Origin of the sequence: Microbulbifer litoralis (genome assembly GCF_023634065.1) — a bacterium.
Taxonomy (GTDB): Bacteria; Pseudomonadota; Gammaproteobacteria; order Pseudomonadales; family Cellvibrionaceae; genus Microbulbifer; species Microbulbifer litoralis.
Genome location: NZ_JALKCV010000001.1, coordinates 172,371 through 187,329 on the forward strand (window position 1 = coordinate 172,371; position 14,959 = coordinate 187,329).

General features: G+C 64.7%; 11 protein-coding genes. All 11 read right to left on the reverse strand.

Annotation, left to right across the window (positions count from 1 at the left end):
• Positions 1-208: 208 nt before the first annotated feature.
• Positions 209-1,426, reverse strand: coding sequence for a cell division protein FtsZ (ftsZ, locus tag MWN76_RS00645; RefSeq protein WP_250458543.1), 1,218 nt, complete (start codon positions 1,424-1,426; stop codon positions 209-211).
• A gap of 126 nt (positions 1,427-1,552) precedes the next feature.
• Positions 1,553-2,791: a cell division protein FtsA gene (gene ftsA / locus MWN76_RS00650; RefSeq protein WP_250458544.1), complete on the reverse strand. Its 1,239-nt coding sequence runs from the start codon at positions 2,789-2,791 to the stop codon at positions 1,553-1,555.
• Between the two features lie 126 nt (positions 2,792-2,917).
• A complete protein-coding gene (locus MWN76_RS00655; RefSeq protein ID WP_250458545.1) occupies positions 2,918-3,724 on the reverse strand; it encodes a cell division protein FtsQ/DivIB in 807 nt (268 codons plus the stop codon).
• A 108-nt stretch (positions 3,725-3,832) separates the two neighbouring features.
• Positions 3,833-5,287: a UDP-N-acetylmuramate--L-alanine ligase gene (murC, locus tag MWN76_RS00660; RefSeq protein WP_250458547.1), complete on the reverse strand. Its 1,455-nt coding sequence runs from the start codon at positions 5,285-5,287 to the stop codon at positions 3,833-3,835.
• Between the two features lie 11 nt (positions 5,288-5,298).
• Positions 5,299-6,426, reverse strand: a complete 1,128-nt coding sequence (gene murG, locus MWN76_RS00665) for an undecaprenyldiphospho-muramoylpentapeptide beta-N-acetylglucosaminyltransferase (protein WP_250458549.1) — start codon at positions 6,424-6,426, stop codon at positions 5,299-5,301.
• A complete protein-coding gene (ftsW, locus tag MWN76_RS00670) occupies positions 6,426-7,652 on the reverse strand; it encodes a putative lipid II flippase FtsW (protein WP_250458551.1) in 1,227 nt (408 codons plus the stop codon). The genes murG and ftsW overlap by 1 nt, the downstream gene beginning before the upstream one ends.
• A complete protein-coding gene (murD, locus tag MWN76_RS00675; RefSeq protein WP_250458552.1) occupies positions 7,649-9,037 on the reverse strand; it encodes a UDP-N-acetylmuramoyl-L-alanine--D-glutamate ligase in 1,389 nt (462 codons plus the stop codon). The genes ftsW and murD overlap by 4 nt, the downstream gene beginning before the upstream one ends.
• 113 nt (positions 9,038-9,150) lie before the next feature.
• A complete protein-coding gene (gene mraY / locus MWN76_RS00680) occupies positions 9,151-10,236 on the reverse strand; it encodes a phospho-N-acetylmuramoyl-pentapeptide-transferase (RefSeq protein ID WP_250458553.1) in 1,086 nt (361 codons plus the stop codon).
• Between the two features lie 11 nt (positions 10,237-10,247).
• On the reverse strand, positions 10,248-11,636 hold the full coding sequence (locus MWN76_RS00685; RefSeq protein ID WP_250458554.1) for a UDP-N-acetylmuramoyl-tripeptide--D-alanyl-D-alanine ligase: 1,389 nt from the start codon (positions 11,634-11,636) through the stop codon (positions 10,248-10,250).
• A complete protein-coding gene (locus MWN76_RS00690; RefSeq protein ID WP_250458555.1) occupies positions 11,633-13,180 on the reverse strand; it encodes a UDP-N-acetylmuramoyl-L-alanyl-D-glutamate--2,6-diaminopimelate ligase in 1,548 nt (515 codons plus the stop codon). The genes MWN76_RS00685 and MWN76_RS00690 overlap by 4 nt, the downstream gene beginning before the upstream one ends.
• A complete protein-coding gene (locus MWN76_RS00695; protein WP_250458556.1) occupies positions 13,177-14,937 on the reverse strand; it encodes a peptidoglycan D,D-transpeptidase FtsI family protein in 1,761 nt (586 codons plus the stop codon). The genes MWN76_RS00690 and MWN76_RS00695 overlap by 4 nt, the downstream gene beginning before the upstream one ends.
• Positions 14,938-14,959: the final 22 nt, after the last annotated feature.

Sequence of the window (14,959 nt, forward strand, 5' to 3'; positions counted from 1 at the left end):
GGTTTTGTAGCCGCCACCGGGGCAGCCCGGCCGGGGCCGGGTGACATGAGCGGTGTGCTGCCCCGGTACGGCGGCTTTCCGGCCTCTCCCCGAAAGAGACTACCTTCCGGGTGATGACCACTGCGGGGCCAATTCAATCGCCTGCAAGGCAGGCTCCCACAGAGTGCCGGCTGTCAGGCCGCATAGTCATGATCGAGTCCCGACCATACTAGTCCGCCTGGCGGCGCAGGAAGGCCGGAATATCCAGGTACTCCATATCCGCATCCGCCGGGTTCAACGCCGGCGCCTGGCGCTTGGGACGCTCGCTCTCCGCGCGCGCGCGGGTCTCGGCGGCCTCGCGGCCGGGCATCGCACCCTGATTGCCCATGGCGCTTTGACCTTCGCGGGGCTCGCGCAGTTCCTGGCGGCGGGTGTTGTCCACCACCTTGGTCGGGCGCGCGCTCTGCTGGGCGCCATCGCCCAGGCCGGCGGCAACCACGGTTACGCGCATCTCGTCGCCCAGCTTGTCGTCCACGGCGGTGCCGATTACCACGGTGGCGTCGTCGGAGGCGATCTCCTGCACGATCTCACCCACTTCGGAGTACTCGCCCAGGGTCAGTTCCTGGCAACCGCCCTCCTCGCTGCCGGTGATGATGTTCACCAGGATACCGCGGGCGCCCTGCAGGTTGACGTTGTCCAGCAGCGGGCTGCGCACGGCCTTCTCGGCGGCCTCGCGGGAGCGGTTCTCGCCCACGGCGGAACCGGAGCCCATCATCGCCATGCCCATCTCGGACATCACGGTGCGTACATCGGCGAAGTCCACGTTCATGATGCCCGGGCGGATCATCAGGTCGGCAATGCCCTGCACCGCGCCCAGCAGCACGTTGTCCGCTTCCTTATAGGCGGCCTTCATGGTGATCTTGTTGCCCAGCACCTCGAGCAGGCGGTCGTTGGGAATGGTGATCAGCGAGTCGACCTTGTCGCGCAGCTCGAGAATGCCCTCTTCCGCCACCTGCGAACGCTTGCGTCCCTCGATCTTGAACGGGCGGGTGACCACGGCCACGGTCAGGATACCCAGGTCCTTGGCCACTTCCGCCACGATGGGCGCGCCGCCGGTGCCGGTACCGCCGCCCATGCCGGCAGTGATAAACACCATATCGGCACCCTGCAGTACCTCGGCGATCCGCTCGCGGTCTTCCATCGCCGACTGGCGGCCCACATCCGGGTTGGCGCCGGCGCCGAGCCCGCGGGTAATGCTGTTACCCAGCTGCAGGATAGTGCGCGCCTCGATATCTTTCAGTGCCTGGGCGTCCGTATTGGCGCAGATGAAATCCACACCCTCCACTTCGCTGACGATCATATGCTTCACAGCATTGCCGCCACCGCCGCCGACACCGATCACTTTGATGACAGGCTTATCCTGTACGCTATCGACTAGTTCGAACATCTCTGTTCCCCTTTTTTGCTCATGTCAAAAATTGTTGTTCGTTCCTGATCTTTCGCGATGGGCACATTGTGCTTTGCCCATCCTGCGCGGTCGCCTCCGCTACGGGAGCGACCGCTTTCCACATCTCTACAGATTCCCGCGGAACCAGTGCTTGACCTTGTCCCACCAGGGGTTGTCGTCCCGCTGCGGCCGCTGTTTCACGCCCCCGCCCACTTCTTCCTGGCGCATGGCGTACATCAACAGGCCCACGCCGGTGGAGTAAATCGGATTGCTGACAATATCGGTCAACCCGGCTACACCTTGAGGTACCGCCAGGCGCACCGGCATATGGAAAATTTCCTCGGCCAGTTCCACCGCGCCCTCCATTTTTGAAGAGCCGCCGGTCAGCACCACGCCCGCCGCACACAGGTCCTCGAAACCACTGCGGCGCAGTTCCGCCTGCACCAGCGTGAACAGTTCGTCGTAGCGCGGCTCCACCACCTCGGCCAGCGCCTGGCGCGACAGGTCCCGCGGTTCGCGGTCGCCGACGCTCGGCACCTTGATGGTTTCCCCCTCGCGGGCCAGTTTGGCCAGCGCGCAGGCGTATTTGATTTTCAGCTCCTCGGCGTGCGGCGTCGGTGTGCGCAGCGCCATGGCGATATCGTTGGTCACCTGGTCGCCGGCAATCGGTATCACGCCGGTGTGGCGGATGGAACCGCCGGTGAACACGGCGATATCGGTGGTACCTCCGCCGATATCCACCATGCACACGCCCAGTTCCTTTTCGTCGTCGGTCAGTACCGCGTAACTGGAGGCCAGCTGTTCGAGAATCACGTCTTCGACTTCCAGGCCGCAGCGGCGGATACACTTTTCGATATTCTGTGCCGCATTCACCGCGCCGCTGACCAGGTGTACCTTGGCTTCCAGGCGCACGCCGGACATGCCCAGCGGTTCCTTGACGCCCTCCTGGTTGTCGATCAGGTATTCCTGCGGCAGCGTGTGCAGGATTTTCTGGTCCGCGGGAATCGCCACCGCGCGCGCGGCATCGATTACCCGGTCCACATCCTGCTGCGTCACTTCGCGATCCTTGATCGCCACGATGCCGTGGGAATTCAGGCTGCGGATATGGCTGCCGGCAATACCGGCGTAGACCGAGTGAATCTCGCAGCCGGCCATCAGTTCCGCCTCTTCCACCGCGCGCTGGATCGACTGCACCGTGGACTCGATATTCACGACCACACCGCGCTTCATGCCGGTGGAGCGGTGCGAGCCGATACCGACGACATTCAGTTCGCCATCGCCGTAGACCTCGCCGACAATCGCGACCACTTTCGAAGTGCCGATATCCAGACCCACGATCATGCGGTGATCGGATGCTTGTGTCATTTTTGTACCAACCTCGCTGAACTGTACTCCGGACCGCATTCCCAATAACGGGCCAGGGCGCAGCGTTAGCATTTATATTCTGTTGTCCCTGCGGGTACGCTGTGCGACCCCCGCAATTCACTTCATCTACTTTTTATCGTCCTTCCACTGCACCGCCACCGCATTGCTGTAGCGGGCATCCACCCGCGCCACCTTGTCCAGGTGTTGCGACAGAACACCGCGGCTCAGGCTGAGGAAGCGATTCACCCGCTCCAGCAGTTCATCGTGCCCCAGGTGCAGTTCCACCCCGGATACCAGCTCCAGCCGCCATCCGGCCAGGTCGTCAAAGGACAACCTCTTCACTTCCATATCCCGCGTGGTCAGCAACCCCGCGAGTGCCTGGTACTGTGCGACGATGCGCTCGACCAGCTCCTCGTCCCCCGCCAGCTCCGGCAGGCGGCCGGTTTCCATATGCGCCGGCCGCGGCAGCAGTTCGCCGCTCGCCACCAGCAGTTTGTCCTCGCCCCAGGCCGCCAGCGGCCGGGCTTCCTCCACCGCCACTTCCACCCCTCGCGGCCAGCGCCGGCTGATCGAGGCGCCGGTGATCCAGGGGCTTTCCAGCAGCGCCGCGCGCATTGCACTGATATCCGCGCCGAAAAAACCGCCGCTCAAATGCGGCAGCAATATCTCTTCTACCTGCCGCTGGGTCACCGCGTGAAACGGCCCCTTGACCCGCACCTGCTCCAGCGCATCGACCCGGCTCAGTTCCTCCACCGGTGCCCGCTGCCAGAGCCAGAGGCCGCCGTAACTGGCACCGGCCAGCGTGGCCACGGCCAGAACCACAATCAGCAGCGGGCGCCAGTTGCGGCCTTCGCCCTCGATGCCGTCCGCAATCGGGCGCGCACCGCGAGCCGGCTTTTTCTTTTTTTGATGGGCACGCTGCGCTTTGCCCATCCTACGCATTCCCTGTAGGAGCCTGCCTGCAGGTGAACGGCTGCGGAGGCCCGTCAATATTCTCCTGCAGGCAGATTCCTACAGAGGCTGGTAGCCGGTCATTCCGCATCAGCCCCTCTCCCCCAACCGCCACTTGGCCAGTTGCTGGGACAGGGCACCGACATTGCCCGCGCCCTGGGTCAATACGATATCGCCCGGCTCCAGCAGGTCTGCCAGCACCGGCGGTACCTGTTCGATGGTCTCGACAAAAATCGGGTCCACCAGGCCGCGGTTGCGCAGGCTGCGCGCCAGGGTGCGACCGTCGGCGCCGGGGATCGGCTGCTCACCGGCGCTGTAAACGTCCAGCAGGATCAACTTGTCCACCCGCGACAGCACATCGACGAAATCGTCGAACAGGTCGCGTGTGCGGGTGTAGCGGTGCGGCTGGTAGATCATCACCAGCCGGCGATCCGGCCAGCCGTCGCGCACCGTCTGGATGGTGGCGCCCACTTCGCGCGGGTGGTGGCCGTAATCGTCCACCAGCATTACTTTCTCTGCGCCGGGTTCGTCGGTTACCGCGTAGTCGCCGTAGATCTGGAAGCGGCGGCCGACGCCCTGGAAACCCTTCAGGCCCTCGCGGATGGCCTCGTCGCTGACGCCCTCTTCGGTGGCCACCGCTATCGCCGCGGTCGCGTTCAGCACATTGTGGATGCCCGGGGTATTGACACAGACTTCCAGCGGTTTCCCGTCCGGACGCTGCACCTTGAAATGACTGCGCAGCGGCTCCTGTTGTACCTCGACAATGCGGAAATCGTTGCCCTCGTCGAACCCGTAGGTGGAGACCGGGCGCGAGAATTGCGGCATCACCTCGCGAATATGCTCGTCATCGCCACAGACTACCGCCAGGCCGTAGAACGGCAGGTTGTGCACGAAGTCGACGAAGATCTGTTTGACCTTCTCGAAATCACCGCCATAGGTTTCCATATGGTCTGCATCGATGTTGGTGATTACCGTTACCATCGGCTGCAGGTGGATAAACGACGCATCGCTCTCGTCCGCCTCGGCGATCAGGTAGCGGCTCTCGCCCAGTGCAGCGTTGGCACCGGCGGCGTTGACCAGACCGCCGATCACAAAGGTCGGATCCTTTTTATCGGCGGCAAAGATCGACGCGATCAGGCTGGTGGTGGTGGTCTTGCCGTGGGTACCCGCCACGGCGATGCCGTAGCGGTAGCGCATCAGTTCACCCAGCATCTCGGCACGGCGCACAATGGGAATGCGGTTGTCCCGCGCCGCCACCAGTTCCGGGTTGTCGCCGTGCACCGCGGACGAGTTCACCACCACATCCACATTGCGCACATTGTCCGCGCCGTGGCCGATCTGGACCCTGACGCCGAGCTCCCGCAGACGCTCGGTGACCGGGGACTCCTTGAGATCGGAGCCGGAAACCTCGTAGCCCTGGTTCTGCAGCACCTCGGCGATACCACTCATACCCGCGCCGCCAATACCGATAAAGTGAATGCGGCGGATGCGGCGCATGGTGGGCACGCCGTAACGGTTGTTTTCTATCGTGTGCTCTGTGGACATAACCCTCTACCTCAGTGCCCCTTAGCCGGCGCCGCGGGCGCTGCTGTCTCTTCGGCGCAGGCGGCCAACACCCGCTGTGTCGCATCGGTCACCGCCGCGCGGCGCGCGGCCGTGGCCATTGCCTGTAATTTTTCCGGTTGCGCGAACAGGTCGGTCAACTGTTCCGCCAGCTGCTGTGCGGTCAGCGACTCCTGCTGCAGCACGATGCCGCCGCCGGCTTTCTGCAACCATTCGCCGTTCTTGGTCTGATGGTCGTCGATCGCAAACGGGAAGGGCACCATGATGGCGCCGACACCGGCGGCGGCAATTTCCGACACTGTCAGCGCACCGGCGCGACAGATAATCAGGTCCGCGTTGCAATAGGCCGCGGCCATATCGGCGATAAATGGCACCACTTCCGCTTCGACGCCCGCCTGCTCGTAGGCGCCGCGCGCAATATCCAGGTGGCGCTTGCCGGCCTGGTGCACGACGCTCGGCCGCAGCTCCTCCGGCAACAGCGCGATGGCCTGGGGCACCAGTTCATTGATTGCCACCGCCCCCAGGCTGCCACCCAGTATCAGCAGGCGCAGCGGCCGCTGTTGTGCCACCCTCGATTCCGGTTCCGGCAACTGCGCGATTTCGTCGCGTACCGGGTTACCCACCTGCTGGCCACCGGGCAAACCGCTCGGGAAAGCTTCCAGCACCCGGTTGGCGATGCGCGCCAGCAACCGGTTGGTGGTGCCGGCCACCGCATTCTGTTCGTGGATGATCAGCGGAATACCGCCAATCCGCGCGGCGACGCCACCGGGACCGGTGGCAAAACCACCAAAACCCAGCACCGCATCCGGCGCCACCGATTTGACCACCGCGCGCGCCTGACCGACGGCGCGGGCAATCTGCAGCGGGGCCTTCAGCAGCGCCAACTTGCCCCTGCCCCGCACCCCCTCGACAGTGATGAAGTGCAGCGGAATATCCGCTTCCGGAATCAGCTGTGATTCGATACCGCGCCGGGTACCCAGCCACTCGACCGACGCGCCCTGCGCCTGCAGAGCGCGCGCCACGGCCAGCGCCGGAAATACGTGACCGCCGGTCCCGCCGGCCATCACCAGGAACTTCTTGCCGGAGAAATCCGCAGGCTGCGGCGCGTTCTGTTCAACCATCAGGCCGCCTCCCCTTTAACGTTTCTGTCCCCGAGTTGCAGCGGGTTGAAAATTGGCAACTGGCGAATGGTGCCGCCACTTTCTTTCTCATCATCTGTCTCGAGCCGCAACTCGGCCTGCAGCCGCAGCGCCAGCGCAAACAGTGCACAACAGATCACCAGGCTGCTGCCACCGGAGCTGACAAACGGCAGCGTCAGTCCCTTGGTGGGCAGCAGGCCGGAAGCCACGCCCATATTGACGAACGCCTGTCCGGACAGCAGCACCGCGATGCCGAACGCCAGCAGCGCGGCAAAGAATTTTTGCTGTGCCAGCGCCTCGCGCACCAGCCGCAGCAGCGACCAGGTCAGGGCCGCGAACAGCCCGATCACCACCAGCCCGCCGGCCATGCCCCACTCCTCGGAGAGGATGGCGAAAATAAAATCCGTGTGCGCCTCCGGCAGGTAAAACAGTTTCTGCACACTGTTGCCGAGGCCGACCCCGAACCATTCCCCGCGACCGAAGGCAATCAGCGACTGGGTCAACTGGTAACCGCCGGCGAATTGGTCGCGCCACGGATCCAGGAAGGTCGTCAACCGCTGCAGCCGGTAGGGGCTCATCAGTGCCAGCAACGCCAGCGCGCTGGCCGCCAGTGCCACCAGCAAGAAAGTGTGCGGCAGGCGCGCGCCGGCCAGGAACACCATCGCCAGCACCGTGCCGGAAATCACCACCACCGAACCGAAGTCCGGTTGCGCCAGCAGCATCAGTGCCACGACGCCGAGGATCACCACCGGCACCATAAAGCTGCTCCAGTGGCGCAGCTGTTGGTTGCGGCGGGTCAGGAAGCTGGCAAAAAATACCAGCAGGCAGAACTTCGCCACTTCCGCCGGCTGCACGGTAAAGCCGCCGAAGGCCAGCCAGCGGCGGCTGCCGTTCACTTCGCGGCCGATGCCCGGCACCAGTACCGCCAGCAGCAACAGGCAGGCAAACACCAGCAGCGGCCAGGACAGTTTGGACCAGGCCGACAGCGGCACCTGGCTCACCACCAGCGCCGCCGCGGCGCCAACCGCCAGGAAAAGCAGGTGGCGCTTGAGGAAATACCAGGGGTCGCCGTAAATATCCGCCGCGAAGGCGATGGAGGCAGAGGCGACCATCACCACGCCGATACTGACCAGGGCCAGCACGCAGAACGGCAGCAGCCAATCGACGTTCTTTTCCAACTGCAGCTTTTCCGCCTGTGCCGGATTCACGCGGCGCCTCCTGCGGGCTGCGACGCCCCGGCCAGTTCGCGGACGGCGCGGCGGAAGTCGTCGCCGCGGGCCTCGAAATTGCGGTACATGTCAAAGCTGGCGCAGGCCGGTGACAGCAGCACATAGTCGCCACTCTGTGCCAGTGCGCGCGCGCTGGCCACGGCCTCGTCCATGGAGGCCGCGGACTCGATTTCGGTTTTGCCGGCAAACACCTGCGCGATTTTTTCGCCGTCGACACCGATGGCAACCAGTGCCCGCAGCGCACCCGCGGATTCGGCCAGTGGGGCGAAATCCGCACCCTTGCCGTCGCCGCCGGCGATCAGCACGATTTTCTGCGTCCCGGTGGCCAGGCCTTCCAGCGCCGCGCGGGTGGCACCCACATTGGTCCCCTTGGAGTCGTTCACATAGGTGACGCCGTCCAGGTCCGCGACCCGCTCGCAGCGGTGCGCCAGGCCGTTGAAGCGGCGCAATACCGACAGCATCGCCGCCATCGGCAGTTCCGCGGCATTGCCCAATGCCAGGGCCGCCAGTGCATTGGCCACATTGTGGCTGCCCACCATTGCCAGCTCTGCCTGCGGCAGCAGTTTCTCGAAGCCCTGTGCCAGCCAGGTTTCCCCGTCGACCTCGCGCAGGCCGAACTGTCGCAGGTCCGGCTGGTCCAGGCCAAAGCTCCACTCGCGGCTGTGTTTCGACAGGGGCCCGCGTGTCAGCGGATCCGCGCGGTTGACCACCAGCTGTTGCGCATTGCGGTAGATACGCTGCTTGGCGCGATGGTAGTCGACCATGCTGTCGTAGCGATCCATATGGTCCGCACTCAGGTTCAGGATGGTGGCCACGGTCGGTGCCAGCGTGCTCGTGGTTTCCAGCTGGAAGCTGGACAGTTCCAGCACGAACAGCGCCGGCAGCGGCTGCGCCAGCAGATCCAGCACCGGCACACCTATATTGCCGCCCACGGCGACAGTGACGCCGGCCTCTTCCGCCATCTGCCCCACCAGCGTGGTCACGGTGCTCTTGCCGTTGGAGCCGGTGATGGCGACAAGCTGCGGCGGCTGCTCCAGCTTTTCCAGCTCGCGCGCGAACAACTCGATATCGCCGACAATCGGGATACCGGCTGCGGCCGCCTGTTGCAGCGCCGGTTCGGCCAGCGCGACCCCCGGGCTGGCGACGATCTCGGTGGCGGCAAGCAGGGTATCCGCATTCAGTGGGCCGGTTTCCACCGGCACCCGCGGGAACTCCCGGCGGAACTTATCCAGCCCCGGCGGCTCGGCGCGGCTGTCCGCAACCAGCGGCGAAAAACCGGCGCGCAGCAGGTAGCGCACAACCGATTGCCCGGTTGCGCCCATGCCGATTACCACTTTTTTCTCCGAGGTCGCGATCAGTGTCATTCGTTTATCGGCCCGAAAATTGTCTTTTCATTTGTTCGTCGGTCTTGATGGGCAGGCTTCGCTTTGCCCATGCTACGTCTATCGTCTTGCTTCTATAGCGTTTCGTTTAACTCTTAACGTAATTTCAGTGTTGCCAGGCCGGCCAGTACCAGCACCACCGTGATAATCCAGAAACGCACGATCACCCGCGGCTCCGGCCAGCCCTTCAGTTCAAAATGGTGGTGCAGCGGCGCCATGCGGAAAATGCGTTTGCCCGTCAGTTTGAAGGACGCCACCTGCAGGATCACCGAGACCGTTTCCATCACGAACACGCCACCCATGATGAACAGCACGATTTCGTGCCGGGTGATCACCGCGATAATGCCCAGCGCCGCGCCCAGTGCCAGCGCGCCCACGTCGCCCATGAAAACCTGGGCCGGGTAGGTGTTGAACCACAAAAACCCGAGCCCGGCACCACAGAGGGCGGCGCAGAAGACCGCCAGCTCGCCGGCGCCGGTGATCGACGGAATATGCAGGTAGGTGGCGAACTCCACGTGACCGGCCAGGTAGGCGATGACACCCAGCGCGCCGCCCACCATGACCGTGGGCATGATCGCCAGGCCGTCCAGGCCGTCTGTCAGGTTGACCGCGTTGCTCGACCCCACCACCACGAAATAGGTCAGCAGGATAAAGAACACCGGCCCCAGGTCGATGGCAATATCCTTGAAAAAGGGCACGAAGAACTGGGTCTCCGCCGGGCTGGTGGCGCTCATGTACAGATAGAGCGCGGCGCCCATACCGGCGATGGACTGCCACAAATATTTCCAGCGTGCGATCAGGCCGCGCGGGTTCTTGTGCACGACTTTCTTGTAATCGTCGACAAAGCCCACGGCGCCGAAAATGAAAGTGACGATCAGTGTCACCCAGACAAAACGGTTGTCCAGGTCCGACCACAGCAGTGCCGAGGAAAAAATTGCGGCCAGGATCAGCGTACCGCCCATGGTGGGCGTGCCGGATTTGCTCAGGTGGGTCTGCGGGCCATCGTCGCGCACCGCCTGGCCCACCTGCAGCTGGTTCAGCCAGGTGATCATGCGCGGGCCCACGATCAGGGAAATGCCCAGCGCCGTCAGCGCTGCCAGGATGGCGCGCACAGTCAGGTAGTTGAACACCGCAAAGGTGCTCACATGTTGTTGTAATAGTTCTGCCAGCCAGAGCAGCATCGTTATACCTCTCAGTCGTTCCCGTCTTTTGCAGGTGTGTCCTGGGTAAGTGCCTGCACTACCAGTTCCATACGAGCACTGCGGGAACCTTTCACCAGCACTGTGGTGTGTTCATTCAGTTCGCGGGCGAGCGCCGCCGACAGCGGTGCGCGATCGCGGAAATTGTGCAGCGGCAGATGCCTGCCCTCGCCGAAGGCGACACTGGCGGCATTGCCCAGTGGGCCGAGCGTAAACAGCGCATCCAGTCCGCGCTCGCGCGCCAGTTCGCCGACCTGCCGGTGCATTTCCCCGGCGTCCGCACCCAGTTCTGCCATATCCCCCAGAACCAGGATTTTCCTGCCGGGGCGCTGCGCCAGCAGCTCGATCGCCGCCGCCACCGAGCCCGGGTTGGCGTTGTAGCTGTCATCGATCACGGTGGCGCCGGCAGCGGTGCGATGCTCCTGCATGCGGCCCTGCACACCGGCCGCCAGACCCAGGCCGCTGGCGATTTCCGACGCCGGGAGACCGGCGGCGAAGGCGCAGCCGGCGGCGACCAGCGCATTGTGCACATTGTGTTCGCCGAGCAGCTGCAGCCTGACCGGGTGCGCCAGTTCCTCGATCACCAGGTCGAACGCCGGCCGTCCCTGGGCGTCCAGTTCGATATTGTCCGCGTGCACGGCGCAGCCGTGCCCCAGGCCCACATCCAGTTCGCGCACGCCGTCCGGCAGCCGCTGGCGCCAGTAATCCGCGTAGTTGTCGTCGGCGTTGATCACCGCTGTGCCACCTGTTTCCAGGCCGGTGTAGATCTGGCCCTTGGCAGCGGCGATGGCGTCCACGGAGCCGAAACCCTCCACGTGCGCCGGCATCACATTGTTAACCGCGCTCACCTGCGGCACGCCGATACCGCACAGGTAGCCGATCTCGTCCGGTCCGCTGGCCCCCATCTCGAGAATCAGCACGTCGTGTTCCGGCTGCAGGCCGAACAGTGTCATCGGCAGGCCGAAGTGGTTGTTCAGGTTGCCGGCAGTGACGCAGGGCCGGTGGCGCTGGCCGAAAATAGCCGCCAGCATTTCCTTGACCGTGGTCTTGCCGCAGGAGCCGGTAATGGCAATAGTGCGGCCCTCAAACTGCTCGCGGCACAGCCGGCCGATCTGCCCGAGGGCCACGGTGGTGTCCGCCACCCGCCACTGCGGCAGTCGGCAGTCGGGGATTTCGCGCTCGACCACCAGACCCAGCACTTTGCCTTCCAGGTCGGCCACAAAGTCGTGCGCGTCGAAGTTCTCTCCCTTGAGCGCGACAAACAGCGCGCGTTCATCCGGCGCGCGGGTGTCGGTGCAGACGCGATCGAACGGCACCGAGCCGTTTACCAGCTCGCCGCCAAAACGCTCCTGTAGCTGTTGCAGGGAGAGCGGGTGGATCATTTCGCCTCCCCCTCGACGCGATCGGCGCGTTTGCGCAACGCGGCGGTGGCCTGTTCGCGGTCGCAGAAGTGAATTTTTTCCGCCCCGATAATCTGGTAGTCCTCGTGGCCCTTGCCGGCGATCAGCACGATATCGCCGGGCGCGGCGGCGTCCACTGCGCGGGCGATGGCACTGGCGCGGTCCACTTCCGTTTCAATATTGCTGGCGGCGCCCTCGAGAATATCGTCGATGATTTTCTGCGGGTCCTCGCTGCGCGGATTGTCGCTGGTGGCGATGGCATGATCGGCCATCTCCGAGGCGATGCGGCCCATGGGCGCGCGCTTGCCGCTATCGCGGTCGCCGCCGCAGCCGAATACGCACCACAGCCTGCCGCGGCAGTAGGGCCGCGCCGCCGCCAGCGCCGCGCGCAGCGCCTCGGGTGTGTGGGCATAGTCCACCAGCACGCTGACCTCATCGGCACCGTCCACCCGTACCCGCTCCATTCGGCCGGGTACCGGTTTGATGGTAGGGAAGGCCGCGAGAATTTCCTCGAAGGGCATGCCGCCGGCGGCCGCCGCAGCCACCACCGCCAGTGCATTGTGGATATTGAAGTCGCCGATCAGCGGCGCGTTCAGTTCGCCGTCGCCCCAGGGCGAGGTCAGTTGCACCGAGAAGCCGCTGTCATGGCGCTGCAGGTCGGTGACGTGCAGGTCTCCGGCCTGCAGGCCGTAGGTGATCACGCGCAGGCCGCGGATCTTGCAGCGCTCCGCCAACTGGCCGCCGAACGGGTCGTCGATATTGATCACGCCACGTTTCAGCTTTGGCAGGCCGAACAGCTTTTCCTTGGCGGCGCCGTAGGCGGCCATGTTGCCGTGGTAATCCAGGTGGTCCCGCGACAGGTTGGTAAAGATGGCGGTATCGAAAATCAGGCCGTGTACCCGCCCCTGGGCCAGCGCATGCGAGGACACTTCCATGGCCGCGGCGTCCACGCCGCGATCACGGAAATCGGCGTAGTCCGCCTGCAGTCGCACCGGGTCCGGTGTGGTGAGACCGGTTTCGTGCAGCTCGATTTGGCCGTCTTTCCAGATACCGTTGCCGATAGTGCCCATGACCCCGGCGGCGCCGAAATGGCGCGCCAGCAGTTGCGAGGTCAGGTAGGCGCAGGTGGACTTGCCGTTGGTCCCGGTCACGCCCACCAGGTACATGTCTTCGGTCGGGTTGCCATAGAAGCGCGCGGCGATTTCGCCCACGCGCTTGGCCAGACCCGGCACGCTGACCACCTGGATGCCCTCGCGGATATCGCAGTGCAGCTGCTCGGCGTCCGCCAGCACCGCGGCCGCGCCGGCGGCGATAGCGGCGCCGATAAACTCGCGCCCATCCACGACACTGCCGCGCAGCGCCATAAAGACATCGCCCGGCTCAACCTGGCGGCTGTCGAGTGCCACGCCGGACACCGCCACGTCGGGAATACCGGCATAGCCGGGCACCAGCTCCTGCAGCGATACCTTCGATGCCTTCGATACCTTCCGGGACTGACTGTTTTGTGTTTCGGGACGCTGATTCACGACTCTGTACCTCTCTCGCTCAGCTGAACCGCCAGTTGCCGCTCCGGCGAATCCACTTCTGTGGGCGGCACCTGCAGCAGGCGCATGGCGCCGGCCATCACGGATCCGAACACCGGCGCGGCCACTTCGCCACCGTAATATTTGGCATTGCGGGGATCGTCGATCACCACCACCGCGGCCAGTCGCGGCCGGTCCGCCGGGATAAAACCGGCGAACACAGAACGGTAGCGGCTGTCCTCGTAGCCCCCGCTGCCCACCTTGTGCACTGTGCCGGTCTTGCCGGCCACCCGGTAGCCCTCCACCGCGGCTCGTGTGCCGGTGCCGGCCGGGGTAATGACCGTCTCCAGCATGGCCGTCACTTCCCGCGCCAGTGGTGCCTCGACTACCTGCTCGGGCTCAGCCTCGGGATTGGCACCGCTTAAAACCAACGAAACCGGGCGCTTGAGCCCGGCGTTGGCAATGACACTGTAGGCCTGTGCAAGCTGCACCGAGTTCACCGTTAAACCGTAGCCGAAGGCGAAATTGGCCCGCTCGATTGGCCGCCAGCGACTTCGGCTGGGCAGGATTCCCGCCGCCTCGCCGGGGAAGCCGGTGCCGACCGCCTCCCCCAGCCCCAGCCGGTAAAAGAGTCCGCGGATATTGTTTGGTTCCAGGTCCAGGGCGATTTTCGTGATGCCCACCTGGCTGGATTTGGTGATCACTCGGGTCAGGTCGATCACACCGTAGTTGCGGTGATCGAGCAGCGTTTTGCCGGGCACGCGAATATAGCCGGGGCTGGTATCGATCGGCGTGTGCGGCTGGTAGCGGCCGCTCTCCAGCGCCGCCAGTGCAGTGATCGGCTTGACCGTGGAGCCGGGTTCGAACTGGTCGATCAGCGCGCGGTTGCGCATCGCCGCGGCGTTCAGGCCGCGGCGGTTATTCGGGTTGAAGGACGGCTGGTTGGCCATCGCCAAAACGTTGCCACTGCGGGTATCCAGGATCACCATAAAGCCGGAGGCGGCCTCATTTTCGGAAACGGCGCGCTTCAGCTCGCGGTAGGCCAGGTACTGCAGTCGCAAGTCGATGGACAGGCGCAGGTCCTGGCCGGGTCGCGCCTCGCGCACGACCGCCAGGTCCTGCACGGTGCGGCCTTTCAGGTCCTTGACCACCTGTTGGGCGCCGGGCTGGCCGGACAGCCACTGGTTGTAGGCGAGTTCCATGCCCTCCTGGCCACTGTCGTCGATATTAGTGAAGCCGAGCAGCTGTGCGGTCACTTCGCCCGCCGGGTAGAAGCGGCGGTACTCTTTCTTGCTGTAGACGCCGGCGGTATCCAGTGCCAGCACCTGCTGCGCCTGTTCGGGGGCCAGGTGGCGGGCCAGGTACATGAATTCTTTACTGCGGTATTTTTCCAGGCGCTTGGCCAGGGCAGCCGGTTTCATCTCCAGTGCCGCCGCCAGCCGGCGCAGTTCGTCGGCACCGGCCTCGCGCAGCAACTGCGGGTTGGCCCAGAGGCTGTGCACCGGCGTGCTCACCGCCAGCAGCTCGCCGTTGCGGTCGACGATGGAGCCGCGGTAGGCGGCGATCTCTTCGGTGCGGATGGTGCGCGCGTCGCCCTGGTCCTGCAGGAAGCGGTAGCCGCGCTCGGCCTCCGGCAGCACCTGCAGGCGCGCCAGGTGGAATACCAGCGACAGGGCGAGCAGGCACAGCAGCAGCGCCACCAGTGCAAAGCGCCAGCGGGCGATACCCGGTTTGACCTGCTGTTTCTTCACTGCGCCCATGGCGCTCCCATCCCTATCGCTT

Bases quoted from the DNA above. Each gene is read 5' to 3' on its own strand.
- MWN76_RS00685 (WP_250458554.1), bottom strand. From the start codon at position 11,636: ATGATCCACCCGCTCTCCCTGCAACAGCTACAGGAGCGTTTTGGCGGC.
- MWN76_RS00655 (WP_250458545.1), bottom strand. From the start codon at position 3,724: ATGGGCAAAGCGCAGCGTGCCCATCAAAAAAAGAAAAAGCCGGCTCGC.
- murD (WP_250458552.1), bottom strand. From the start codon at position 9,037: ATGACACTGATCGCGACCTCGGAGAAAAAAGTGGTAATCGGCATGGGC.
- ftsA (WP_250458544.1), bottom strand. From the start codon at position 2,791: ATGACACAAGCATCCGATCACCGCATGATCGTGGGTCTGGATATCGGC.
- murC (WP_250458547.1), bottom strand. From the start codon at position 5,287: ATGTCCACAGAGCACACGATAGAAAACAACCGTTACGGCGTGCCCACC.
- murG (WP_250458549.1), bottom strand. From the start codon at position 6,426: ATGGTTGAACAGAACGCGCCGCAGCCTGCGGATTTCTCCGGCAAGAAG.
- mraY (WP_250458553.1), bottom strand. From the start codon at position 10,236: ATGCTGCTCTGGCTGGCAGAACTATTACAACAACATGTGAGCACCTTT.
- ftsZ (WP_250458543.1), bottom strand. From the start codon at position 1,426: ATGTTCGAACTAGTCGATAGCGTACAGGATAAGCCTGTCATCAAAGTG.
- MWN76_RS00695 (WP_250458556.1), bottom strand. From the start codon at position 14,937: ATGGGCGCAGTGAAGAAACAGCAGGTCAAACCGGGTATCGCCCGCTGG.